We start from the raw sequence: 25363 nt of genomic DNA on the forward strand, positions 1-25363 counted from the left end.
AGTTCGATCCGGTGTGTGTCGTCGTAAGGCTTCGCATGCTTAAAGAGTGCGTTGTGGTCGCACGAATCATGTGGGGCATTACCGATTTGCACGGCGGGCCATCGCCTTTGCGTTGGGGGTGTCGCCGATTCCAGCGTGTTAAAAGTCTCGATCCGCGCTCCTTCGTTGTCATCGTCAGAAGTCGAGCTTCAGGCGGACGCCGAACAGGAGCGCGGTGTCTACGGGTGCCAGTCCCGGACGGAGCACTTGCAGGTCCGGTGTGAGGTGGCATCCGGGCGCAATTCGCAGGTTGTAGAAGAGCTCAACTCCCCGTTCGTCGCGGAGCCCTGGTAACTGGCGTTTCGCCTGCGTGCTGAGTCCGAGGTTATAGAACCCAACACCGTAGAGATCCCCCTCGCGGCCTGGTAGCGGGCTGTTGCCGCAGAGAGCGGCGCTGAGGAACCCTCGGATCGGGTTGGGGTTACCGTCGCCCAGTCCTGTCTGGATGTAGAGGCCGAGGCCCCGGTCCGGGTCGTCGGGGTCGACCCAGAGCCGTTGCTCGACATTCCAGAGTAGCGTCCAGGTTCCTGCCTTTTTTGCCGCGATGGCCGCCGTCTGGGGGAGCCCGACAAAGGACGCTGGGGCCAGGTCGGTGAACGATCCGGTGCCGTAGAGGCCCGCGAGAATCTGCCGGCCCGGTAGGCCGAAGATCTCGGTCGACTGCTTCGCCTCGGCGTAGAGGAACACGCCGTTGCGGCCCAGGTTCTCGAAGCCGCTGGTTCGGGGCGAGTTGTATGAGTCCAGCACCAGAAATGCCAGCGCAGGCCCTCGCTCCGGGGCCAAATAGAACCCAGCGCCCGGGGCCGAGTAAGGGTAGCGATCGAGCGCCAGGTTGAAGTTGAACGCGGCGTTCAAGAACCGCGAGGTCAGCGGGTATTTCAGGAATTTTTCCCGATCGCCGTTAAGGGCGTTGAGCTTGCCGAAGAAGATGCCGGACCGTTCGGTGATCGCCTGGGTGAACTTGAGTCCCGTGATTGCCGTGATCTGCTCGTCGGGCACGGGGAAGAACATTGCCAGGTTCGTCGGAGAAAAGGCCCCGGCGAAACCATCAACCGACTGACCCAACCGCGATTCGGCGAAGAGGTCGAACGCTCCCCCCTCCCACAGGCCGAGCTTGCCGCTGTCGAGGTGGGCCAACATGTCGAACTTGCTGCCCCAGCGGAACGCTTGCCGGAACCCGCCAGCCGTCACACCCTGCTCGAATTGGGTCGATGACACATAGAAGGACAGTCCGCGCTCCTCCCAGCTGGGACGGAGGCCGAACCCGTCACCAAGGAGAAAGCGGCTTGACCGTGGGCCGCCAGGATCGGGGTCGGGGGCCGGTGGAGGGGTGGCTGGCGGGGCCGGAGTCTCCTGACCGGCGTCGATCGTTGAGGAAATATTGGGCCTGGTCGGACGATCGAGGAGGGAAGGCGGCCCATCCTCTTGCCCGAAGGTGGGCCTGCCCAAGAGCATCCACCCCAGGAGAACTGCCGTCGCCAGAATTCTCGACCGACGCTCAGGCAAACCCATCCGGACCCCGTGAATGAACAAGGATGGCCGTCGAATCTTCACTGCATTCTGGGGGCGCGCAAATCCCGAGACAGACTAGGACGGCGCCCGCAGTCAAATTCGACGTCAGCCGCCGTGGACTTTGACAATTCTCGTGGCAACGACGGCTTTGCCTTCCCGCTTGGCGGCGTCTGAGGGACGACGATCGACCTCGTGACGCGACCGTCCCCGGATCGCGGCGGCCCACTTCCCGATAGAGATGATCCTGCGCCGACTGGCTCGACGCGAAATGAATACTTATCCTTGGGCGACTCGAGCTTCTGCCCCTGACTCTTGGCCTCATGTCTTGAACCGGGGGGTAAGAAACGCTTCTATGGTCTTTCACGCAATCAAAGCAATTGCACCGCCTTCGTCGATCGAGATGATGGCCACATGGAAAAATGACTGGCATAAGGGGACCCGCTCGGAGTAAGCTGAGTGCCTCCGAGATTCTATCGGATCTTCCCGCTTGAAGACCTGCCAACGGTTTCCGCCGAAACGTCGCGGGGCCCGTGCTGGAGAGCGAGCCCGCCCCATGAAACCGATGCTCGCGTGCCTCGTGGGCCTGTTCGTGTGCTCGCGATCCCTGTTCGCCTCGGAGCCAGTGGATTACTTGCGGGATGTGAAGCCCATCCTGACCAAGCATTGCGTATCGTGCCACGGCGCGACCAAACCGCGCGCAGGCCTTCGGCTCGATACCGCCGAGGCCGCCATGCGAGGGGGGGATGGTGGGCCGGCTGTCATTGCGGGCAAGAGTGCGGAGAGCCCGCTGATTGACGCGGTCGTCGGCGAGGGCGAGCGGGAGCGGATGCCCCTCAAGCGATCACCGTTGACCGACCCGCAGATTGCCGTGCTGAAAGCCTGGATCGACCAGGGAGCCCACGCTCCCAAGGGGGAAACGCCCGATCCGGTCCGCGCCAAGCATTGGGCGTTTGAGCCCCCCGTGCGGCCCGACCTTCCCGAGGTTGCCCGGAACGACTGGGGGCAAAACCCCATCGATCGGTTCATTCTCTCGAGGCTGGAGCGGGAGGCGCTTCAGCCCTCACCGGAGGCCGATCGGGTCACCTTGATCCGTCGGGTCAGCCTTGACCTCACCGGTCTTCTCCCCACGCCCGAGGAGGTCGATGCCTTCGTTGCGGACGCTCGCCCTGACGCCTACGAGCGGATCGTTGATAGGCTCCTCGCTTCACCCCATTTCGGTGAGCGCTGGGCGCGGCCTTGGCTCGACCTGGCACGCTACGCAGATTCCAATGGCTACAGCATTGATGCCCCGCGCACGATCTGGAAGTATCGCGACTGGGTCATCGAAGCGCTCAATCGCGATATGCCCTTCGACCAATTCACCATCGACCAGATCGCTGGCGACTTGCGCTCGGAGGCTACGCTTGAGCAGAAGGTTGCCACCGGGTTCCACCGCAATACGCCGATCAACCAGGAGGGGGGGATCGACCTCGAGCAGTTCCGCATCGAGTCGGTGGTTGATCGCGTCGCGACCACGGCGACCACTTTCCTGGGATTGACGATGGGGTGCGCCCAGTGTCATGACCACAAGTTCGATCCGATCAGCCAGCGCGAATACTACCAGTTCTTCGCCTTCTTCAATAATGTTGATGAACCGCAAATCGAGTTTGCCACGCCTCAGCAGTTGGCCAGCCGCCAGGCGGTTCGCTCCCGGATTGCCTCGTTTCACAAGAAGCTTGCTGCTTCGGATTCCGATCTTCCCGGTAAGGTCAAAGCGTGGGAAGCCACCCTGGGCCAGGCGTTCAAGACCTCACAGCCCGATGAGATCAAGGCGGCCTTCGACAAGCCATTTGAGAAGCGGACCGAGACCCAGAAACGAGGTGTAACGGAACTCTTCCTCGCTCAGGACGAATCATCGAAAGCCCTCTATGGTGAAGTCGCCGCGCTCCGGGGATCGGAGCCGAAATTTGAGACGACCTTGGTTGTCCGCGAGCGTGCCGAACCTCGGGAAACGTACATCCACCTGGGGGGGGACTTTACCCGAAAGGGAGAGCGGGTCGCCTCCGGTGTGCCGAATGTGCTTCCCGGACTCGCCGGTTCCGAGGCTCGGAACCGGATGGATCTGGCGCGCTGGCTGGTCGACCCGGCGAACCCGCTGACTGCGCGGGTTACGATGAATCGGCTCTGGCAGGCTTATTTCGGGATCGGCCTGGTCGAGACCGAGAATGATTTTGGTACGCAAGGGACCCCGCCCTCTCATCCTGAATTGCTCGACTGGCTGGCGACCGAGTTTGTCGGTGGCGGTTGGAGTCTTAAGCCGATGCATCGACGGATCGTTACGTCGATGGCCTACCGCCAGTCATCGAAAGCGCGAGCCGACGTCGATGCGGTCGACCCAGGGCACCGGCTGATCGCCCGGCAGACGCGGCTTCGGCTCGATGCCGAGGTCATTCGTGACGCGGCCCTCTCGGCGAGCGGCCTTCTTTCACGGCAGGTTGGCGGCCCGAGCGTTTTTCCTCCCCAGCCTGACGGCGTGATGACTCAAGGGCAGATGAACCGCGTCTGGAAGCCGAGTCGTGGTCCGGATCGCTATCGTCGCGGCCTCTATACATTCTTCTGGCGGGCGACGCCGCACCCTTCGCTCATCGTGTTCGACGCCCCCAACGCCGTTCAGGCCTGCACCCGCCGGGTCCGTTCGAATACACCGCTGCAAGCTTTGATGCTGCTCAACGACCAGGCTTCATTTGAGTTTGCCCAGGCTTTGGCGACTCGCCTTCTTCGCGACGCCCCCTCGAACGAACTTGAAAGAATCGACCTGGCGTTTCGGCTCTGTCTGAGTCGTCAGCCGACGGCCGGTGAACAACAGAGGCTCCAAACGCTTCTGGTGAAGGAGCGTGGTGAGGGAGAATCGGTCGCGAATCGCTTGGCCCCGGGAACCCCTGATCGAACCCGAGCACGGTCGGCCGCCGAACTGTCGGCATGGACGACGCTTGCCCGGGTTCTTTTGAATCTCGACGAATTCATCACGAGGGAATAACCGCCGATGGATGATCGCCAGGCGCTACTCCAGCGGACGCGCAGGCATTTTTTCGGCCAGTGCGGGCTTGGCCTGGGCACGATGGCCCTGGCCTCACTGATGGGGGAGGGGCGATCGGTCCATGCGGCCGATTCTACGGCCGCCGACCCTGCCTCCCCGCGTCCCGGGCATTTCCCGGCGCGTGCCAAGAGCGTCATCTACCTGTTCATGGCGGGGGGGCCGAGCCAGTTCGAGCTCTTCGAGCATAAGCCCAAGCTTCAGGAATACTCCAACCAGCCGATCCCCGAGTCGTTCATCAAGGGGCGGCGGTTCGCGTTCATGGACACGTTCACCAAGAATCCTCCCAAACTGCTTGGCACCACGCGCAAGTTTGCCCGCCATGGAGAGTCGGGCGAGTGGGTCTCGGAGTGCTTGCCGCATCTGGCCGGTGTGGTCGATGACCTTACCATCATTCGCTCGGTCGCGACCGACGTGTTCAACCATGCCCCGGCGAAGCTGTTCGCGAACACAGGGACAACCCAGTTCGGCCGCCCGAGTATGGGGTCGTGGGTGACCTATGGGGTGGGCAGCGAGTCGCGCGACTTACCCGGCTTCGTCGTCCTCCAGTCGGGGCCTCGGGGGCCGCGCGGCGGCGCCGTCAACTGGGGAAGCGGGTTCTTGCCGACGGTCCACCAGGGCGTCTCCTTACGGTCGGGGGGGGATCCGATCCTGGATTTAGCACGGCCCGGGGCTGTCTCCGAGACGAGCCAGCGGCGGGCGATTTCCGCGATTCGAGACCTCAACCAGTCTCACCTGGATGAGACGGGCGACCCGGAGATCGCAACCCGGATTGCGTCGTACGAGATGGCTTACCGGATGCAGTCGAGCGCACCGGAATTGATCGACACCTCCGGCGAGTCGGCCGAAGCGCTCGCCCTCTACGGCGCGGAGCCGGGAAAGGCGTCGTTCGCGAACAATTGCTTGCTCGCGCGTCGACTGGTCGAGCGCGGGGTCCGTTTCGTTCAGCTCTACCATACTGATTGGGACCATCACGGCGGTCCCGGACAAACGCTTGGCAAGGAACTCGACACCGTCTGTCGTGAGATTGACCGCCCTTGCGCGGCGCTTGTCTCCGACCTGAAGCGTCGTGGCCTGCTCGACGACACGTTGGTCATGTGGGGAGGGGAGTTCGGTCGAACGCCGATGGGAGAGGTTCGCGAGTTCGTGGGCCGCAATCATCACATCGACTCGGCCACAATGTGGATGGCCGGTGGGGGGACCAAGCCTGGGCTCGGTCTTGGGCGGACCGATGATTTCGGGTTCGCGCCGGTGGAAGATCGCGTGCACATCCACGATATCCAGGCGACGGTCCTCCACTTGCTTGGCCTCGAGCACACGAATTTGACCTACCGGTTCCAGGGCCGAGACTTCCGATTGACCGACGTTGAAGGCCAGGTGATCGAAAAACTCTTGGCTTGAGAGGGCTTGTTTTGCATTGTCAAATCGCCCTCTGGATGACAAGAGAGTTGGCATTTGTCCGTCGGCTTGACTTCCTCTGCTTGTCATCCCGGCGTATGATCGATTAAACTGGCCGCATCTCACGAGGTGCGCGGCGTTTCCCTTTGCAATGAGTCGGAGGGACCGCCCCTCGCTGGTTTTTCATTTTTTTCGCACGCGCTTCTCGAGGAAGGTCAGGGAGATTTCGATGGCGAAGAACGCGGCAACGGCCACCACCCCCGAGGCGCCGGCGGAAGTCAAGGAAGCGGCCGAGGTCAGAGTACCGGCCGACCCCAGGGCTCGGCTTCTGAAGAAGTTTCACGGCAAGTTCCTGCCCAAAGGCATCTTGCGCGAACGCTTCAAGTCAATCCTGGAGCGTTGGAACTCGGGTCCCGACCACGGCAATGTGACCCTCGATGAAATCAAGGCGGTGCTTGCCGACTGGAAAGGCACGCGCGAAAAGCCCCCTCGATTGCCCAAGGCCTGACCTGACGGCTGGCGCTAATCCGTCGACTGCTCTCTCGGTAAAACTCGACGACCCCGGCTCAAAGTGAGACCGGGGTCAGTTCGTTGGACGCGGGTTCGCCTGGCCTGTCGGAAGGGGACGTTGGAATGATTGTCGGATTGCCCAAAGAGATTAAGTCCGATGAGTACCGGGTCGCTCTCTTGCCGGTCGGGGCCGAGGAACTGACGGCGGCCGGGCACAAGGTTCTCATCGAGGCGGGGGCAGGGCAGGGGAGTGGGATTGCGGATGCTGAGTATTCGGCAGCGGGCGCGACGATTGTCGGGCAAGCGGCCGAGGTCTGGGCTGGGGCAGACCTTGTGGTCAAGGTCAAGGAACCGCAGCCGACCGAGTGGCCTCTGCTTCGCAAGGGGCAGACGGTCTTCACCTACTTCCATTTTGCCGCCGACGAAGCGTTGACCCGCGCCATCATTCAGAGCGGGAGCACCGCCATTGCCTACGAAACCCTGCGCGACAGCCGGAACAATCTGCCGCTTTTGACCCCGATGAGTGAAGTCGCCGGCCGCATGAGCATTCAGGAAGGGGCCAAGTACCTCGAGCGCCCCCAGGAGGGGCGTGGTATCTTGCTGGCGGGCGTGCCGGGCGTGGCGCCGGCCGAGGTCGCCATCCTGGGTGGAGGAGTGGTTGGCTCGAATGCCGCCAAGGTGGCTGCGGGACTGGGGGCCAACGTCAAGATCCTTGACGTCAACGTCGACCGGCTCCGCTACCTTGACGATATCATGCCGCCGAATGTGACAACCCTCTACTCCGACCGTCACATGATCCTGGATTCCATTGCGCGGGCGGACCTGGTCATCGGTGCCGTGCTGGTCACCGGAGCCCGCGCTCCCCGGCTCGTCCGTCGCGCGGACCTGGCTCGAATGAAGCAAGGGGCCGTGATCGTCGACGTCGCAATCGACCAAGGGGGTTGTATCGAGACGAGCAGGCCGACGACGCATCGCGAGCCTACCTACGTCATCGACGACGTGGTCCACTACTGCGTGACCAACATGCCGGGGGCGGTCGGGCGGACCAGCACCTATGCCCTCTGCAACGTCACGCTCCCTTATCTCCTGCAACTGGCCAATAAGGGCTGGCGAAATGTGGCAGCCGCGAACGTGGGAGTCGCCGAAGGGGTGAACATCGATCGAGGGCGGGTCACCAACCTGGCTGTCGCCGAGACTTTCGGACTTCCCTATTCCCCCTGGAATGCCCTGGCCGATTCTTAGAGCACTTTGTAGGGTGGGCCTTATTCCATTGCTGGCATTTGGTCAGCATCCCGTCCCGACACCTAATATTTCCCACTTTTTGGGAGAAAGACGACGATGAGCGAGAATGAATTCGAGAACGGGCACGACGAAGAGCACGAAGGTCACGAGCACGAGGTCGAGGAAGCGCTGGAAGAAGCGCTCGAACTGGATACCCAGACTCAGATCTTCCTCGAGATGCGTCGGCAGAACGTCGACCTGTTGAAGATCGCGGCCGAAGTGGCCGGCTACACCGGGGCCCATGCTCCCCTCAAGCCGGGCGACCTCAAGTCGGCAATGAAGAGCATTTGGGACGTCTATTCCGAACTCTACGTCTGGATCGATCCGGAAGAGTCGGACGACGAAGATGACGACGAGGATGACGATCTGTGAGCCTTGACACCGCGGAACCGACGCTCGAGACTCTCGGCTGGGTTGGCAACGCAATCGATGGGCATGTCCGGCTGATCGATCAGACCCGGCTGCCCACCGAATTCGTGCGGATTGACTGCCGTGATGTCTCGAGTGTTTGGGAGGCGATTCGATCGCTCCGAGTCCGCGGGGCTCCTGCGATTGGCATCGCCGCCGCGTTCGGCGCGGTGCTGGGGGGACAGAAGGCCGGGACGGGCGATCTCGACTCGCTTCGTCGTGGCCTTCTGGACGCCAGCGCTTATTTGCGGACCAGCCGGCCGACGGCCGTTAACTTGTTCTGGGCGCTCGACCGGATCGAGCGGACGATCGAGGAGAATCGCGGACTCGACGGTCCAACCCTTCTCGAACGGGTTCTCACCGAAGCGCGGGCGATCGCCGACGAAGACAAGGTGATGTGCCGCTCGATTGGCCGCTTCGGCGCGGAACTGGTCGGGACGGGGCAGGGGATCCTCACCCACTGCAATGCCGGTGGCCTGGCTACGGCCGACTATGGCACCGCCTTGGCGGTGATCTTCTCCGCTCATAGCGCGGGGAAGGCGGTTCACGTCTTCGCTGATGAGACGCGTCCCCTCCTGCAAGGGGCCAGGCTGACTGCCTGGGAATTGCAGCGCCGCGGGGTTCCCGTGACCCTGATCTGCGACAACATGGCCGCCCAGGTCATGAAGGAAGGTAAGGTGCAGATGGTGATCGTCGGCGCCGATCGGATCGCCGCCAATGGCGATACCGCCAACAAGATCGGCACCTACGGCGTCGCCCTCCTGGCCAAAGCCCACGGCATTCCCTTCTACGTTGCCGCCCCCTCCAGCACCTTCGACCTCTCGCTTCCTGACGGCTCCTCGATCCCGATCGAGCAGCGTGATCCTCGTGAAATTACCCAAGGCTTCGGACGCCAGACGGCTCCTGAGGGCATCTCGGTTTACAACCCGGCCTTCGACGTCACTCCGGCCCAACTGATTGACGCGATCGTCACCGAACGCGGTCTCATCCGCCCCGTGGATGCCAAGACCATCAGGAAAACACTTGGGCCTCCTCGATCCAGCCAGTCATAAAGAAGGCGCAGACCCTACGCTTCCCACCTGCCTTTCCGGAATCGAGAGAGCGATTGATCGGGGCTTGCTTATGGGAATTTTCCCGGCGCGCCCCGAGCGCAAGAATCACGGGGAGCTTGTATGATGACGTCGAGTTTGAAGTTCCTCAGCCTCTTACCCTGATCGAGTTGCCATCATGCTGGCCCATAACGTCTACTTCACCTTGAAAGACAGGTCCGCGTCGAGCCGGGACAATCTGGTTGCAGCCTGCAAGAAGTATCTGGCCGCGCATCCGGGCGTCGTTTTCTTCGCCTGCGGGACGCTTCAGGAAGAGCTCGACCGTCCGGTCAACGACCGTGATTTCGACGTGGCGCTGCACGTCGTGTTTGACTCGAAGGCGTCGCACGACATCTATCAGGATGCTCCTCTGCATCTGACGTTCGTCGCGGAGAACCGCGAGAGCTGGGCCAAGGTGCGCGTCTTCGATTCGGAAGTCGAGTCCGCCTGATATCTCGATCCGTTTCCCAGGGAAACGGTTGTGAGTGATTCCGTTCGCGCCAATACAACAGCCCGAGCCACCCAGGGGTGGCTCGGGCTTGTTTGACTTTTCAAGATCAGGCGAACGAGCTCGTGGGGGGCTTTATTCGGCGATGTGGCCGTGGGGCAGGATGTAGCCCAGTTCGATCAGCTTCTTGATGATTGCGTCGGCGCTCTCCCGGGCACCGAGCTTGCTCGTATCAAGCGTGATCTCGGGGTTCAAGGGAGGTTCGTAGGGATCATCAACGCCGGTGAAGCCCTTGATTTCGCCAGCGCGGGCCTTGGCGTAGAGCCCCTTGACGTCACGCTGCTCGCAGACTTCGATGGGCGTGTCGCAGAAGATCTCGACGAAGTTGCCCTTGGAGCTCTTCCGGGCGTTGTCGCGCATCACGCGATAGGGGCTGATCACTGCGCAGAGGGTGGTCCCCCCATGCTGGGCGATCAGTCCGGCGACGTATCCGACCCGGTCGATATTCGCGTTGCGGTCTTCCTTGCTGAATCCGAGCCCCTTCGAGAGGTGGGTGCGGATCTCGTCGCCGTCGAGCAGCGAAACGTTCCGGCCGAATTCGGCCAGACGCTCAACCAAGGCGTGCGCCACGGTGCTCTTGCCTGAACCTGAGAGGCCGGTGAACCAAATCGTCAGTCCCTGGCGAAACTTCGGAGGATTGGTCTCGTTGAGGATCTCGGCAACGGCGGGGCGGCTGAACCACTCGGGCAGTTGGAGGCCCTTAGCCAGGTAGTTGTCGCGGACCTGCGTCCCCGAGATATCGGCCGTCTTGACGCCTGCGGGCACTTCGTCAACCGGGGAGTAACGCGACTCCTCGGGGAGGTAGACCATCGGCTTGAAGTCGACCATCTCCATGCCGATTTCGGCCTTATGAGTGGCCATCGATTCCTGGGCAGCGGACGGCGAGTAGAACGGCTTGCCGGTGCTATCGTTGCCCGGTCCGGCGTGGCCGCTGCCAACGATGAAGTGGGTGCAGCCGTGGTTTCGGCGGATGATCGCGTGCAGGAGGACCTCACGCGGCCCCGCCATCCTCATCGCGAAGGGCAGGAGGCTGAGGACGACCGAGCCCTTGTCATAGTAGTTGTCGACCAAGGCTCGATAGCAACGGACCCGGGTGAAGTGGTCGACGTCCCCCGGCTTGGTCATACCGACCACCGGGTGGATGAGCAGGCCGCCACCGATTTGCTCGGCCGCGCGCTTGGTGAGCTCTTCGTGGGCCCGGTGGAGCGGGTTTCTCGTCTGGAAGGCGACGACCTTGTTCCACCCGAGTGTTTTGAAGTGCTCGCGGAGCTCGCTGGGCGTGCGCCTGAGGTCGACGAAGTCGTGATGCGGTGGCGTCCGGATCACTTCGAGCCGGCCCGCGGCATAATACCCCGGCTGGCGGTTGAGGTAGGCGACCGAGGGGTGCTTGGCGTCGGTCGAGCCGTACGCGCCACGGGCTTCCGCCTCTTTGTCGTAGGCGTAGATTTCCTCGACGTGCATGAAGGCGAGCAGGTTGCCGTAGACGTCACGAAGCGCCAGCGGCTTGCCCACTTCGATGCCATTGCCCGGGGTGACGGGCAGGGTGACCGGCAAGGGCCAAAGGGTGCCGTCGGCCAGTCGCATCTCGCTGACCACGCGTTCGTAGTCAGCCTTGCCGAGGAAACCGCGGAGTGGGGAGAACCCGCCGACGGCCAGGAGCTCGAGGTCGCAGAGCGCTCGCTCGTCGAGAGTCAGGCTGGCGTGATCCTTGGCGGTCGCCTTCATCTCGGCGGCGCGTGCGTCGTTCACCAGCAAGTCAACGAGGGTCCCGCCGTAGGGGGAGTTCAAACCACTCTGGGCCGAATGAGTCGTTGCGGAAATCGTGGGACCCCTTTCGTGGTCGATAATTGGACGAAGGATCACCCTGCTTTTTTATGAAGTTGGGCCAAAAAAATGTGCCACAACGCGACGATCAATCCAAACGAGTCAGATCACCCATTCGTGCGGTAACGTTCGCTCGGCGAGCTGGGCAATGGTGGTTTTGTCGAGAACCGAACGCTCGGCAATGCGGACATCCTCCCAGACCGAGGCGAGCACTTGGTTCGCTGGTCTGGACGACTCGCGAGGGGGGGAATCAGGCCCGTCGATGGCGGTCAGGACCTCGCCGAGCGAGATCGAGGCTGCGGAACGGGCCAGGCGGTAGCCACCCGACGCTCCTCGTGTACTTGCAACCAGACCGGCTCCTTTCAACTGGAGCAGGATCTGGACAAGATAGCGTTCGGGAATCCCATGGTTCTCGGAGATCTCGCGGATCCGGATCGGTGGGTCCACGGGCCGCCGACGCGCGAGGGCCAGGATTGCCAAACAGGCATACTCCGCCTTGGCGGAAATCTTCATGACATCTCTCGCCCCGGTCCACGGCCCGACAGTCCGACCCTCGGCCAGACTCATCGCCGACTCCAGCCCCCGGCATTCCGATCAGGTCAAGAAAACCCAGATCGGCTCGCCCGGCGGTGGCGAGCCGGCTGCGATTGATTACAGCTGGCTGCTGTCGAGCGAATGCAGGCCGCATTCGGTCTTGGCCTGACCTACCCAGCGGCCGGCGCGTTCATCAGACTCGCCCGGCACGACGGCTCGGGTGCAGGGCCAGCATCCGATCGACGGATAGCCCTGATCATGCAGCGGATTGTACGGCACGTGATTGGCCACGACGTATGCCCAGACGTCGCGATAGGTCCAATTCAGCAACGGGTTGATTTTCACCAGCCCGAACTTGGCATCCCAGCCCACCACGTCGGCTTTCGCCCGATGGGCCGATTGATCGGCCCGGATCGATGAGATCCAGGCATCATAGCCATTCACGGCGCGGCGAAGCGGCACGATTTTGCGGTCGAAGCAGCATTGGTCAGCCTTTTCGACATACAACGGCCCCGAGTGAAGGGCTTCGTACTCGGCCACCGTCGTGTCGGCTCGAACCAACTCGACTTCGATACCGTAACGCTCGGCAATCCGAGTCCTCAGCTCCAACGTCTCGGCGAATTGGTAGCCGGTATCGAGGTTGAAGACGCGCACACGCGGCTCGATCTCGGCCAGCATATGCAAGATAATACACCCTTCAGGACCGAACGCGGTGGCCATCGTCAACTTGGGGTAGAACGTCTCGACCGCCCAACGAAGGATCTCGTTGGGTTGGGCATCTTTCAGCCGTCGATTCGTTTCTGTCCAATCGGCACGAGTCAGCGTTTCGGCGGGCATACAGCTCTTTTGCCTCCAATCAAGCCTGTTCAACGTCGAATCTTACGCTACTTAGTAATCAAAGTCAACATTCCGCCCGGTGACCCGCTCCAAGTCGAGAATGGTTCGCCAGGGGGGAGAGTCAGAACAGGGCATTCTGACGTTCCTCTCGCCTTGATTCTTCAAGCAAAAGGCAGGCGGGAGCGTCAGCTTTCGGTCTTCATGGGGAGACGCGGAGGACCGCCAGGGCGGTCCACCAAGGGAAATATCAAAGGGCGAGGAGGTGGGTTCGGTTGGCCTTGGCTACCGCTTTGTGGCGTCCGGCTCGGGGCGAGGGCGAAGGAAGATGGTGACCAGGGTGCCACGAGGAGGGATCTTCTCGGTGTTGGCGACAAACGCGCGCTCGGCGTCGTTGGCGGTGCTGGCGAAGGGGAGGTCCAGAATCGCGTTGGCGAAGTTGGCCACCGTGAAGAGGTCGCCGTCGTCCGCGGCATAGATCCGTTTTTTGGTCTCGGGATCTTCGAAGATCTCGCTGCCGGCGAAGACCCAGTCCTTGGTCAGAGGGAGCTTACTATGTTCCTCCTTAATCCAAGTGCGGGCGTCGGCGGTGCGCGTCTTGTCGCCTTCCTGCCATTCGATCTGCATGGCGATCGGCGAACCGGTGGGCGGTTCGAATTTCGGCAGAAACCGCACCGGGTGCCCCTGTTTGGCACCGGTGAGGATGAGCCCGGCGTGAATCATGCGAGGGATGGCGTCGGTTGCGAGGACCGCTTCGTGCTCTTTCGTGCCCTTGAGGCAGAGCAAGTGCTCCAGGGGACCTTCCCGGAGTGCGACCCGAGCGCGGAGGACCAGCCGTTTCTCGCGGGGGTCGAACCAGAGGCTGCGACCGACCGGCTTCCAGCCGGGGTCGGGCTGAAATGTGTCGGTCGTCGGCTGGGGAGATTCGGACGGAGGGGCGCCGAGGACGAGCAAGGCCGTGGCGAGAGCCAGGGAGGTGGATGACATTGGGGAATCCTCTCCTCGGAGGGGATGAAAGGGGCGGCCGAGCTTGAGCGGGAGGTTCCCTGCATCGTCTCAAGGCGGTTCGCAGGGAGCCGTTTCTCCTTTCCAGCAAAACCGAAAAAAGCCTCCGGGGGAAGGTGGTTCCCCCGGAGGCCGGTCGCATTGGGAAGTTTTCGAGGCGAAATCAGTTGATCATTGCCGGGATCCCGAGACGCTCCTCTTCTTCCTCGAGGATGATGATGCGCGGTGTGACCATCAGCATGAGGCTGGAGGTGGTCCGGCCGATGCCGATGTTGCGGAAGAGGCGGTTGAGCATGGGGGTCTTGGAGAGCACGGGGACACCGAACTCTTGACGCTGCTCATTGAGCCGCTTCACACCACCGAGGAGGACGGTTCCTCCGTCGGGCACCGTGACGGTTGTATTCACGGTGGTGAGGTTGAACTGGGGCAACTGGATCGTCGCGTTGATGGCCGCTCCGCCACCACCCAGACCACTTCCACCCACGGCCGCGGGGACCGAGAGGGTTTGGAAGGCCTCAATGACGGTGAAGACCGGGGACAGGGTCATTCGCACGTAACGTCGGTCTGCGGAGACCACGGGGGTCACCGTCAGCGTGACGCCGTTGGGGAACGCGGTCGGTTGCGGCAAGAATGCGACCGAGCCGGGGCCAACGATCGGGGTCAGCGACGAGATGTAGTAAATCGTCTGGGTGTTGTTGATGAACGCCGGGGCACCGTTGAAGGTCGTGACCTTCGGAGCCTGGAGGATGTTGGACCGGGTATCGCCCTGGGCGGCCGTCAGGAAGAGGTACACTTCCAGGTCGCTGAGGAACGAGATCCCGAAGGTCGCACCCGCCGTCGAATTCACCGGCCCGATCGTCGGAGCACTCTGTGCGGCACTATCCTGCTGGAATGGAATCGACAGGTCGGACGAGAAATTGCCGATGCCGCCACTGGCGAGGCCGACCGTCAGCGGGGTCTTGTTGCCCAGCGAATAGTCGCGGAAGGGGTTAACGATGTAAGCACCTGGCGTCGCTTGTCCGCCACCCGTACCGCCGCCGCCTCCGAGCGTGCTGCCACCGCTGCCGCCAAGACCGCCGCCGTTCTGGCCGCCGAGTCCGCCACCGGCACCGCCTAGCGTGCTGCCGCCTCCTCCTCCGCCTAGCGTGCTACCGCCACCGGCACCGCCTAGCGTGCTGCCGCCTCCTCCTCCGCCGAGCGTACCTCCACCCCCACCGGTGGTGGTGCCACCTCCGGCGATGCCGCCGCTGCCGTTAATTGGGAAGATGGATTGCGCTGGGTTGGGGATCGCGAAGGTGCTCTTCTTGCCAACTGTCTTCGAGTGGATATCGAAGTCGAAGTCGACACCGATCTGCTCGAAGAAGCTGTCGCTGAGCGTGATGAACCGTACCTCGATCGAGACTTGAAGATCCTGAAGACGTCGGAGCTGCTTGAGCAGGTCGGCCACCTGGTCGTGGATCTCGGCCGTGTGGCGGATAATCAGGCTGATGCTCAGGAAGAACGGGGTGATCGAGCCAATCGGCGTCGTCGTGTCCAGTCCACCCCCATCACCGGCCCCGAAGCCGCCACCCATGCCGTAGCCCGAGGAGGAATCGCCCCCCCCTACATCGTTGATCTTCCACGAGTTCGGCGCGATCGTGCCGGTAATGAGCTGGATCAAGGGGCCGTAATCCGCTTTGGGTCGATCACCCGCCGAGGAATTCGGACCGCTGTTCGACGCGGTGCTTGCGCCGTTGGCCAACGGAATTTGCTGTGCCCCCACCCCGTTGGCTCCCGGATTACTCGGGTTATCGAGCAGGCCCATCGGGTTCAGGGGGTTGGCCGGTCCCCGAGGGGGGGCCATGATCAGGTCACCGACGTAGTAGGGTTTCGGATAGGTCGAATCGATCGAGGTCTGAGGGCTCGTAATCATGAGCACCTCGTTCTCGACTTTGTAATTCAGACCCAGCGGATTGAGCATCAGCTTCAGAGCATTCTTGAGCTGGATATCGGAGACAACCAGGGAGATGGGCGTCGCCGTGGTGATATCCACATCTGCAAGCGCCTTTTGGTCGAGAACGATGTTCAGGCCCGTGTAGTTGGTGAGGAACGCCACCGCCTCGGCCAGAGGCTGGGCTTCCATGTTCAAGGAAACACGTTCCTTGAGCTTGGACTCGATAAAGATGGTCTTCGCGTCCTTCTTGATCTCGAGCTTGGCGTTCATCCGCAGCCGATCGGCCGTCATGTCCTTGAAGCTCTCGGCATACTTGATGCCCTTCATCTGAACTTCAGGGTCGGCGATGGCCGCTGTATCCACCATCTGCAAGGTGTCGAGGGCGGCATCTTCCTTGGCGGCCTTGTTCTCGAGGTCCTTCTTGTAGTGGCGTTGAACGTTCGCCTTCCACGCGAGGATGGTGGCCGACACCTCGTTGGGATCGATTTCCTGGGCCATCGTGGCGAACTTGTTGGCCTCCTGGTAGCGCCCCTCGGCCATGGCCGTGGTCGCTTTGGCCATCAGTTCTTCCATCCGCGTCTTCTTGGCCTTATCCGCCTCGAAGATTCGGAGTCGCTTGGCTTCGATCTCAGCCTTGGCGTTCTTGTCGAGCATCTTAACGTCGAAGGCGGCCTTGTCCTTCTTGGCCAGCTCGATCGCGACCTCGAGTCGTCGGACCATCGTCCGGGTGACGGCTTCGGGGAGTTCCGAGGACTTGGCTTTGACCGACCGGAGGGTTGTTTCGTAGATCGCGATGGCCTTATCGGGATCCGTCTCCTGATACCGTCGTGCCTCGGCGGACTTGGTGCCGACCTCGGCGTTGAGCTTCTGGGCCGCCAACGCCTCGGCGTCATGTCCGGGCTGAGGGAGGTCGGAAGCTGTGGCCTTCCCCGAGTCGTCGCCGGGGAGTTTGGCGAGCAGGTCCTGCACCTTCTGCATCAAGCCGCTGTCAAGAGCACCGCCCGAGGCAGCAACTTCGGTCAAGAGGGCACGGGCACGTCCCTGTTCTCCCTTGCGGAGAGCATCGAGGGCCGACTCGTACATGCTCAGGGCACCGCCCTGTTCGGCCAGAGCAATCTGAGCGATCAGGTCATCGGCCTGGGCATCGACACCGTGCTTACCCGTCTTGGCATCGTCGGCCATCTGGCGAGCTGCTGCGTAATTGCCCTGGCCGTAGAGGGTCCGCGCTTCGGAGAGAATCTGCTCTCCTCTGCCCAGCGGAGCGGATTCCGCCGTGGGTTCTGCCGCTGGCGGGACCGTCAGTTCGGTCGCGGGCGGAATGGCCGCCGTGGGGAGAGCGGTGTTTGATTCGGTTGGGTCGGGGAGACCGGGCAGGGTTTCCTCGACAACAGCTTGCACCTTCTGGACAGCGGCATCGGTCGCGGGCGCCGCTCCGCTTTCTCGCGCCCTCAGGCGTTCGACTTCGGAGAACTTGGCCGACGCGGCCACGCTATCGCCCCGGGCCAGCAGTTCGTTGGCCTCATGCTCAACAATCGAGCTCTGCGACTCGGCCGCTGGCTTCGTTGCGGTGGCGATCGCGGATGGATTTCCGGCAGGCGTTTGACGAGCACGAGCCATTTCGACGTCGTGCAGCACGGTTTCCGCGCGGTCGGAGGTCAGCGGCGGGACCACGTTCATCCGCTGGGCCTGTTGTGCTTTCAGTGCGGCCTGATCCAACTGGCCGGTCGACATCAGGTGCCGAGCTTCCTGAACCAGGACGTCATAAACGCCCAGGCTCGGCTGCTCTCGGGGAGGACTGGCGCGGAGCTGGTCACGGCGACGCAGAGCGCGAGCCGCCGAGGCGACCTTTTCGGGATTATCTTCGAAGATGCCGAAGGACATTTTCCAAGACTTAACGTCGAGGGCCAGCGCTTCTGCCTGCTCGAACTGGTTATTGGCCAGTAGAGCACGGGCCTGCTTCACCTTTTCGCGAGCCAGGTCGAGGCTGCGGGGCTGGTTGGTTGCCGGGCTTGCCGCCACCTTGGGCCGGGCCTTTTCGATGGCGTCGGCCACCTTGGCCGGGGTGTCGTCGAACAGCCCCCAACGCACGTTCATCACCTGGACTTCGTTGACGAGCCGGGTGGCCGCATCGTAGTCTCCCAGGCGAATCTGTTCGCGGGCCGACCTGAGTTTCCAGTCAGCCTCTTGCTTCGCATTGGAGGGGTTAGCTCCAGGCGTTGAGGCCGGCTGAGTCGACGGTGCCGGCTGAGTGGCCGGGGCCGTCCCCCCAGGGGTCGGACTGGTCGCACCGGCCGGTGCAACTGCGGTGTCTGCCGGTACGCGTGAGAGTTCTTTCAAATAAGCGTCGAGGACAGTTTTTTCGCTTACCGAGAGCTGGTCCCGATAGGACTGTGCAGCCGTGAGATACTGGGTGGCCAGAGCATATTGGCCACTGTTGAACAACCGGGCCCCCGCCTCGAGGTATCTGACAGGTGGCACGGGCGCTGCGGGGCGCGGCGATGATACCGGGCGGGCCGCGTCCTCAGGGGGAGCGCCATCCGTGGCCCCACCCCACGCGCCGAGGGTCAAGAGGATTGCGAGCGTTCTAAGCCTTCCCAACGCGACCTCCTTTCGCCACACACGGAGACGACCGCCGACTTCCCTGGCGACGGTCTCTGACTTGACTCCGCGGTGGGAGACGTGAATCCGATGTCTTCGCTAGCGCCATAGCCCCGAAGGGCGGCGGCTCTTCACCCGGCTGTCGTGGGGCTTCTGAGAGTCAGAGGTGCGAGATCAAGACGATGCGACCCAGAACGGGGAGAAGACGAGGCGGTGTCTTACCCTGAACGAGAATAGGGGTCAAGCTGCCTTTTTGGAATTTTACGATTTTCCACACCGGCCGCGTACGTCTCGTTGGCGAAAAAAGGGCGATCGGCCACTCCGAAATTCGAAAGAAAAGAGGCCCCCGACAGAGATCCGTCGGGGGCCTTGGGCAAACGCGTCCGCGAAGTGAGAGGGCGGGCCTATGTCAGGGACCCATCCCCGGCATACCGCCAAAGTACGACGAACTCTCGCGGGCCTTGTTCGAGCTGGCCTCCGCCTTTTCGCGATTGTAAGTCTCCAGGACGTTCTTACGAACCTCGTTGGGCTCATCGAATGCCTGGTTCTTCATCGCGACCGACCCGTCGGGGCGAACCACCAGCGAAAGCGCCGGAACCTCGAAGCGGCTATTGTCGATCTCCTTGGGAATGGGCCTGGACCCTCCCATTGCGTCGAGTACGACCTGGCGGCTGTTGAAGTCGATCTTTTCCCGCTTGGATCCTGTTCCATCGGAGTTTGGAATGTCAACGACGAAGGGGCTGCCGATGACGTCTCCAGGACCGGCGTCAAATCGGCGGACGACCATCACGCCGTTGCCGGGATCCCACTTGGTCACCTCGAACTGAACCTGGTCGGTCGTCCCCACGCTGGCCACTTTCTGAAGGGCGTAGGTCGCCACATCGGCCGGGACCGAGACCATTTCGGTCGGTTCGCTCCAGGGACCGGCGAGCTCGATCGCGTTCTTGTCGACCCCGGGCGCGACGTCCTCGCGCTTCAGGTTCGGGTTGAAGACCACGATTCGCAGCCGGAAGCGATAGGACGTGTCGGGGTCGACCGTGAAGTCGAGCGACCGAACCATGAGCAACTCTTCCTCGTTATGAACGAAGCTCATGTCATCGGAGGCCGTTCCACCCATCATGCCCATTCCGCCCATTTCCATCATCGACATATCCATCATCCCAGAGTTCATCATCCCTCCGGGCATCATTCCCCCCTCCATGCCTCCGGGCATCATGTTTCCCTCCATCATGCCTGGCATCATTCCGGAGTTGAGCTGCGGCTTGGCGACTTCCTTCTTTTCCTTCGGAACGAGGCTCGCGACGTGGACCTTCTCCCAGTAACCTGCCTTCAGGAACGGAAGGGGGTCAACCAGGCGTTCGAGGCGGACCGGGTCAGGCACCCATTCTTCGTCGTGTTCGGGAAGATTGTCGAGGACCTCGTGATTCTTCTCGGCATCGACCTGTTCCCATTCCGACCAGGTGCCATCCTCCTGAAGGGCCTGACGCTCGATGTCGACCTGCTTGAAGTGGGGGTAGGCCACCTCTTTCCGCTTGAGCGCGGTGAGATAGTTCTCCCGCAGGGTCTTGTAGTCGAGGACCCCCGTGATCGAGACCCAGCGAAGCCCCTTGGTGGTCTCCTTGAACGGGCCAGCAGTTGCGTCCGCTTTCTTCTCGGCTTCTTTAGCCTTCGACTTGTCCTCGCCGACAAGCAGACTCTTGACGCGTTGTGTGTCCTTCTCGAACTTCTTGTTCACCTGTTCTTGCTGCTTCTTGGTCATCATTCCGCCCCCCATCATTCCCGAACTCGCCATTTGCATCCGGCGATTGAGGCGAGACTGGGGCAGACCATTCTGGGGGGCATTGGGATCTTCGGGGGGGAGGGGAACGCGCTCCCCGTCCTTGATCTCATAAATCAAGACGCCGCCACGGCCCGGATAGGCGACGAGTTGGGTCGGCGCGATCAACTCGGGCGTGTCTCGAATCAAGCCGGCGCCCGGCTCCGGAGAAACCCAAGGACTGGCGACGCGGAAGGCGATGGCATCGATCTTGTTGCTCGCCTGCTCGTCGACCATTTTCTCGAAGTTAGGGTTCTTGATGTTCTCCGCTTCGAGAAGCTTGAGAATATCCTCCTCGCCCTGTCTTCGGCTGATGTTGGATTCCGCCTGGCTGGCGGCCTTTCTGACTTCTTCGGGGGTCGTCTCAATTGTGGGTCGGGTCGCCGCCATGTACAGGAACATGAGGCAGATTGCGGCCGTGACGCCCATCACGGCCTTTTCGCCATGACGTAGCCCCAAGGCTTTGATTTTTTCAACCGACGCGTTAGCCATGGTGGCAACTCCTCTCGGAACCTATCGGCAAAATCGGTCGGATGCGGGCCGATCCCAACCGGCGGAGCTTCGACTCGATCGTTGTCCCGTCATCGCGTTTTAGGCGCATCGTCAGCCTTGGCTGCGTCCTCGGCCTTAGGCGCGTCGTCTTTCTTGGCCGCGTCCTCGGCCTTGGGCGTTTCGTCTTTCTTGGCCGCGTCCTCAGCCTTGGGGGCATCTTCCTTCTTTGCTGCATCCTCAGCCTTGGGAGCGTCGTCCTTCTTTGCTGCGTCCTCAGCCTTGGCCGCGTCCTCGGCCTTGGGTGTTTCGTCTTTCTTGGCCGCGTCCTCAGCCTTGGGCGCGTCGTCTTTCTTGGCCGCGTCCTCGGCCTTGGGCGCGTCGCCGGGGGCTGCATTCGGATCGGCAGGGGCCATCTCGCCATCGGCTGACTGACTGGGTTCAGCGACCGGTTCCGGTGGTGGGGAGTTGTAGAACCGAGCTTGGCCGTAGACGGTGACCTCGATGACGTTATAGTACGGGTCGTGGATGGTGATGGCCGTGGTCTTCTTGGCCTTATCCAACTCTTCTTTTCGCCCTTTTTGGCGGTCTTTTGTCCGCGCGTCGACCCCCTTCTTGGCGATTCCTCCTCCCATCCCACCGCCCATTCCATATCCCATGCCGGGCATCATTCCAGGCATCATTCCGGAGGACATTCCACCGAAGCCGGTCATGCCACTCATGGAGCCGGGCATCATGCCGGGCATCATGCCGCCATATCCGCCATACATCGAGTCGCTGCCCCACATGTTGTTCCCCTTCACCGGCTTGACGACCCGGGTCGCCGGCTTCGCGATGGAGAATTCGGAGACCTGGATCGCCATCGGCGAGTTCTCGAGGGCGACGAGAAACTCCGGGATATAGCTTTGGTCGATGAGCACCGAGATTTGAAACGGCATGATCTTGTATTGGACGCTCTCGGTCTGGATGTAGAAGACCGCGTCACGATTTTGCTGTGCGCCGCCCATCATGCCGGGCATCATCCCGGCGTCGGCGCTCATACCCTCCGCAGGGGCTGCCGTGGCTGCGCTCTCGGTGCCTGGCGGGTCGAGAGTGGGGGCCTCGACGAGCTGCACCCCTTTGGCCATCGAGATCTGGTCCTGCGAGGTGGTGGTGCCTACGTCGAGCAGGCTGATCTGCTTGATCTTCGCCGAGTCCCAGTCTTTGGCCGTTTTGTTGACCTCGTTGACGACCTCAAGGAGAGACCGCTGGATCCAGAGCCGCTCTTGGGCGCCCCAGACTTTGCCCAGGCTCGGAACAATCGAGCCCTTGACTTCGAGCGAGGCTGGTTTGAGCAAAACGGCTTCGAGTGGTGCGGAGACGACGCCAGTCCCCTCCATGACGTCAAACGGCCGGAAGGAGTTGTAGACCTCGGTGACGTACTTGGGGTAGGAGTTGGCGTAGCTGATGATGGCGATCTGCACGGTGCTGGCATCAACGTTTTCGGGCCACTTGTTGCCCCACTCGCGGAATTCCTTCTCGACTTCCTCCGGCCAGGTCAAGAGCGGTGCCTGCCGCTCGTAGAGTTTGGCCCACGAGACGTTGACGTCCTTGCTCAGCACTTCCGTCTGTGCGTTGACGATCGGCTTGTACTGGTCGTTTGGGACGACGCCGTTGGCGTACTTCTCGACCCCCGACTTGGCTCCTGTGATGATCCCGGTCTGTTCGATCGCTTTCTTCTTGATCGGCTCAGAGCCGATGGCATAGGCGATCATCGGGAGCAGGGCCGAGATGCCGACGGCGATCCAGAAGCGATACTTGATCGCTTGTCGCAAGATTTCTTTGATCTGGTCCATGGTTGCGGCGACCTTCGTGGTTGATTTGGATCGGAGACGTCTCGACCGGCGGGCGATCGATCACCCGCGACGTGCCGGCTCGAGACGTTGAAGTCGATCGGAGGCGGCGGGAGACCGCCTCGCTCGAAATAAGGTCAGGTCACTTGGGCGTCGCCTGTGCGGCCCCTGGAGTCGCTGGGGCTGCTGTGGCCGGCGCTGCTGCGGCTGCCGCTCCCTGGATCATCGCCTTCTGCACTTCCTGCGACTGCTTGAGCGACTCCTTCTCGATCTCCTTTTCTCGCTCGGCGGTGATCATCGTCTTGTTCGTCTCAGCCTCCTGGAGCGCCTTGCTGAGTTCTTGCAACTTGGCCGTCCGCTCTTCCGGGGTTTTGGGCACATCCTCGGACTTCGGTTCCTGCCAGACGAACTGGAGGAGGAAGTCGGTTCGCGTGTGCTTGACGAGCTTTTTGGCCTCTTTCGCCGCCAAACCGCCTCCCATCCCCGGCATCATCCCCGGCATCATTCCTGGCATCATGCCGGACATCATCCCTTCACTGCCCATACCCATGCCCATGCCCGAGCCCGTGTCCATTCCGGGCATCATCCCCGGCATCATTCCGGACATCATGCCTCCCTCGCCCCCTTCAGTGGCGACGACGGCGGGCTTGGCACGGTCGAGAATCGGGATGGTCGTGCTGGCCAGACCGTTGGTCATGCTCGCCTTTTCGTTGGTCCATTCCTGATCTTGCAAGGCCCAGGCGAGAGTGGGGTGGTGGATCCCATAGAGCCGCAGGTCGGGGGCATTCAGCTTCGGAAGGATTTTCTTGATGATGAACTGATACGGACCGAAATCGGTACGGAGCGGGCTCGTTTCAGGAATCGACCGTTCCTTGGGGTTCAGCGGGTTGGGGTTGTAATGGTGGCCGATGACCTGGATGACCCAGCCCGCGCCAGTGGGGGGCTTGGTGCGATCGAGCTGGTGCATCATGTCCTTGCCGATCTGGGTCAGCCCCTTGGGGGCAGGAGCATTGAACCATTCGGTATCAAGGTCCTCGCGCCAGGCCGGCTTGATGGCGTCGATATGGACCCGAAGCCGATCGAGCCGGAGCTGGTCGGCCGGCTTGTTGGGATCGAGCTTGTAGTCCCGAACCGGGTCGGGCAGGTGATCGTTGAGGATCTTGAGGAAGTCGGGCCACTTGGCGCGATCGGTCGTACCGGCGACCAGCTTATCGCCCTCGTCGAACTTGGCCTTCCACTCGGATTTGGCCGCCTCGAAATCGGAAGCGAAGCCGGAACCCTTGGTGGTCGTGCTCTTGGCCTGAGCGACGGCGTCATTGAACGGCTGGGTGTTGACCTTGGCCAGGACTCGGTAGTCGCCCAGGAACAGGGCTGAGAAACCAAGCATCAGCAGGGCCGATGCGGCCAGGGCCCACGGCTTCTTGGCCCGGATGATGCGGACCTGCTCGATTTCGGGGGGGAGCAGGTTTGTGCGGAGCGGGCTTTTGCTCAGTCCCTGGAGCGCCAGGCCGTAGACGACGCCGAACGAGGGCAAGTTTTCCTGGAACTGAGGTGAGGTCTTGACGTCGTCGCCGGCCAGGCGGATGAACGTCTCCAGCTTCTCGACCTCGTGGCTCAGGTTCTGCTGAAGGAACTTCTGAAGCCCGGGGAGCTTGAACCCGTTGCCCAGGCCGACCACCTTGGAGATCTTGGCGTTCCGGTTGACGCTGCCGTAGAAGCCGATCGAGCGGTTGATCTCGCTGGCGAAGTCGTTGAACACGCCGCGCATGGCCGTGAAGATCGAGCGCGGGTCGGGGGCCTTGGTGGCGTTTCGCTTGAGGTGCTCGGCCTTGGCGAAAGTAAGCTTCAGCTCCTTGGTCAGAGCGCGAGTGAAGTGGTTGCCGCCGATCGGCACGTTTCGCTGCCAGATGCGGACTCCGTCGGTGATGATCAGGTCGGTGTTATCCGCACCGATGTCGATCAGAACGATCGACCCCTTCTCACCGCCTGACTTGGTCGGTGGCTTGGCTTCGGCCGCCTCCGCTTCGGCGGCCTCAGCCTCGGCCGCCGGTTCCGCGCCAGGGAAGGCGGGGGGAGGCCCCTCCTTGATCTGGTCGAACGTGATGTAGTTGTACAGTGCGATCGGACCCATCTGGACGATGTCCACCTCGATTCCGCAGACGCGGAACGGCAGAATTGCCCGATTGATCTGGTCACGCTTCATGGCGAAGAGGCCGACTTCAGCCATCGTGAAGTCTTCGTCGGAATCCCCATCGTCATCACCGATCTGCTGGTAGGCCCAGACGACCTCTTCCAGCGCGAACGGAATCTGCTGGCGGGCCTCGAACTTGACGATGTCGGGGATCCGCTTCTTCTCGACCGGCGGGAGTTTGATGAATTTGACCAACCCGGCCTGACCAGGCACGGAGATGGCCACCTTACAACCCTTCAAATCGTTGCGTTCGAGGAACGTCTCGAGAGCCTCGCGAACCAGCTGATCGGGATCGGCGTCAGGCTGGCTAAGGATCTTGGGATATTCCACGTAATCGAAGGCTTCGGCCACCACATGATCGGGCGTTTCGCCCGGCACCAGCTTTAGGGCTTTCAGTGCGGCCTGGCCAACGTCGAGCGCCCAGACGGCCTGGATCTTCGCCATGCGGTCAGTCTCCTGTCGCGCGCCCCGGGGGGCCCTATCGCAAGTT

Annotated in this window: 16 protein-coding genes; 7 read left to right on the top strand and 9 right to left on the bottom strand. The window is 62.1% G+C overall.

Annotation, left to right across the window (positions count from 1 at the left end; all coding sequences use genetic code 11):
• Positions 1-174 precede the first annotated feature (174 nt).
• Entirely contained in the window at positions 175-1257 is a 1083-nt protein-coding gene (locus SINAC_RS25070) for a carbohydrate porin (protein WP_157579457.1), read from the bottom strand.
• An 847-nt stretch (positions 1258-2104) separates the two neighbouring features.
• Between SINAC_RS25070 and SINAC_RS25075 the strand changes: the two genes are divergently transcribed.
• The 7 genes from SINAC_RS25075 to SINAC_RS25105 all read left to right on the top strand — a co-directional run bounded on the left by SINAC_RS25075 (position 2105) and on the right by SINAC_RS25105 (position 9760).
• Positions 2105-4567 (top strand): PSD1 and planctomycete cytochrome C domain-containing protein, encoded by a 2463-nt coding sequence (locus SINAC_RS25075; RefSeq protein ID WP_015248365.1) that lies wholly within the window; start codon positions 2105-2107, stop codon positions 4565-4567.
• 6 nt (positions 4568-4573) lie between these two features.
• On the top strand, positions 4574-6025 hold the full coding sequence (locus tag SINAC_RS25080) for a DUF1501 domain-containing protein (protein WP_015248366.1): 1452 nt from the start codon (positions 4574-4576) through the stop codon (positions 6023-6025).
• 226 nt (positions 6026-6251) lie between these two features.
• Positions 6252-6530 carry a hypothetical protein gene (locus tag SINAC_RS25085; RefSeq protein WP_015248367.1) on the top strand — a complete coding sequence of 93 codons (279 nt, stop codon included), beginning with the start codon at positions 6252-6254 and terminating at the stop codon, positions 6528-6530.
• Positions 6531-6655: 125 nt separating this feature from the next.
• Positions 6656-7774: an alanine dehydrogenase gene (gene ald / locus SINAC_RS25090; protein ID WP_015248368.1), complete on the top strand. Its 1119-nt coding sequence runs from the start codon at positions 6656-6658 to the stop codon at positions 7772-7774.
• Between the two features lie 96 nt (positions 7775-7870).
• Entirely contained in the window at positions 7871-8185 is a 315-nt protein-coding gene (locus SINAC_RS25095) for a hypothetical protein (protein WP_015248369.1), read from the top strand.
• Positions 8182-9273 carry an S-methyl-5-thioribose-1-phosphate isomerase gene (mtnA, locus tag SINAC_RS25100; protein WP_015248370.1) on the top strand — a complete coding sequence of 364 codons (1092 nt, stop codon included), beginning with the start codon at positions 8182-8184 and terminating at the stop codon, positions 9271-9273. The genes SINAC_RS25095 and mtnA overlap by 4 nt, the downstream gene beginning before the upstream one ends.
• A gap of 175 nt (positions 9274-9448) precedes the next feature.
• Entirely contained in the window at positions 9449-9760 is a 312-nt protein-coding gene (locus SINAC_RS25105) for a Dabb family protein (RefSeq protein WP_015248371.1), read from the top strand.
• Between the two features lie 132 nt (positions 9761-9892).
• Here SINAC_RS25105 and SINAC_RS25110 read toward each other — a convergent pair whose 3' ends face one another.
• The 8 genes from SINAC_RS25110 to pilM form a co-directional block, all read right to left on the bottom strand.
• Positions 9893-11605: a bifunctional sulfate adenylyltransferase/adenylylsulfate kinase gene (locus tag SINAC_RS25110; RefSeq protein WP_020466758.1), complete on the bottom strand. Its 1713-nt coding sequence runs from the start codon at positions 11603-11605 to the stop codon at positions 9893-9895.
• Between the two features lie 138 nt (positions 11606-11743).
• Positions 11744-12154, bottom strand: a complete 411-nt coding sequence (locus SINAC_RS25115; protein ID WP_026012073.1) for an RrF2 family transcriptional regulator — start codon at positions 12152-12154, stop codon at positions 11744-11746.
• A gap of 138 nt (positions 12155-12292) precedes the next feature.
• The gene (locus SINAC_RS25120; RefSeq protein WP_015248374.1) at positions 12293-13012 is read right to left on the bottom strand and encodes a phosphoadenylyl-sulfate reductase; all 720 of its coding nucleotides are present in this window, start codon (positions 13010-13012) and stop codon (positions 12293-12295) included.
• Positions 13013-13294: 282 nt separating this feature from the next.
• Positions 13295-13996, bottom strand: a complete 702-nt coding sequence (locus SINAC_RS25125) for a YdjY domain-containing protein (protein ID WP_015248375.1) — start codon at positions 13994-13996, stop codon at positions 13295-13297.
• A 181-nt stretch (positions 13997-14177) separates the two neighbouring features.
• Complete coding sequence (locus SINAC_RS40830) at positions 14178-18545, bottom strand: type II secretory pathway, component PulD (RefSeq protein ID WP_015248376.1); 4368 nt, start codon at positions 18543-18545, stop codon at positions 14178-14180.
• Between the two features lie 409 nt (positions 18546-18954).
• A complete protein-coding gene (locus SINAC_RS25135; RefSeq protein WP_015248377.1) occupies positions 18955-20853 on the bottom strand; it encodes a hypothetical protein in 1899 nt (632 codons plus the stop codon).
• Between the two features lie 89 nt (positions 20854-20942).
• Positions 20943-22685 (bottom strand): hypothetical protein, encoded by a 1743-nt coding sequence (locus SINAC_RS25140; RefSeq protein ID WP_015248378.1) that lies wholly within the window; start codon positions 22683-22685, stop codon positions 20943-20945.
• A 139-nt stretch (positions 22686-22824) separates the two neighbouring features.
• The gene (gene pilM / locus SINAC_RS25145; protein ID WP_015248379.1) at positions 22825-25317 is read right to left on the bottom strand and encodes a type IV pilus assembly protein PilM; all 2493 of its coding nucleotides are present in this window, start codon (positions 25315-25317) and stop codon (positions 22825-22827) included.
• Positions 25318-25363: the final 46 nt, after the last annotated feature.

The organism is Singulisphaera acidiphila DSM 18658 (genome assembly GCF_000242455.2).
In the GTDB taxonomy this organism is placed as follows: Bacteria; Planctomycetota; Planctomycetia; order Isosphaerales; family Isosphaeraceae; genus Singulisphaera; species Singulisphaera acidiphila.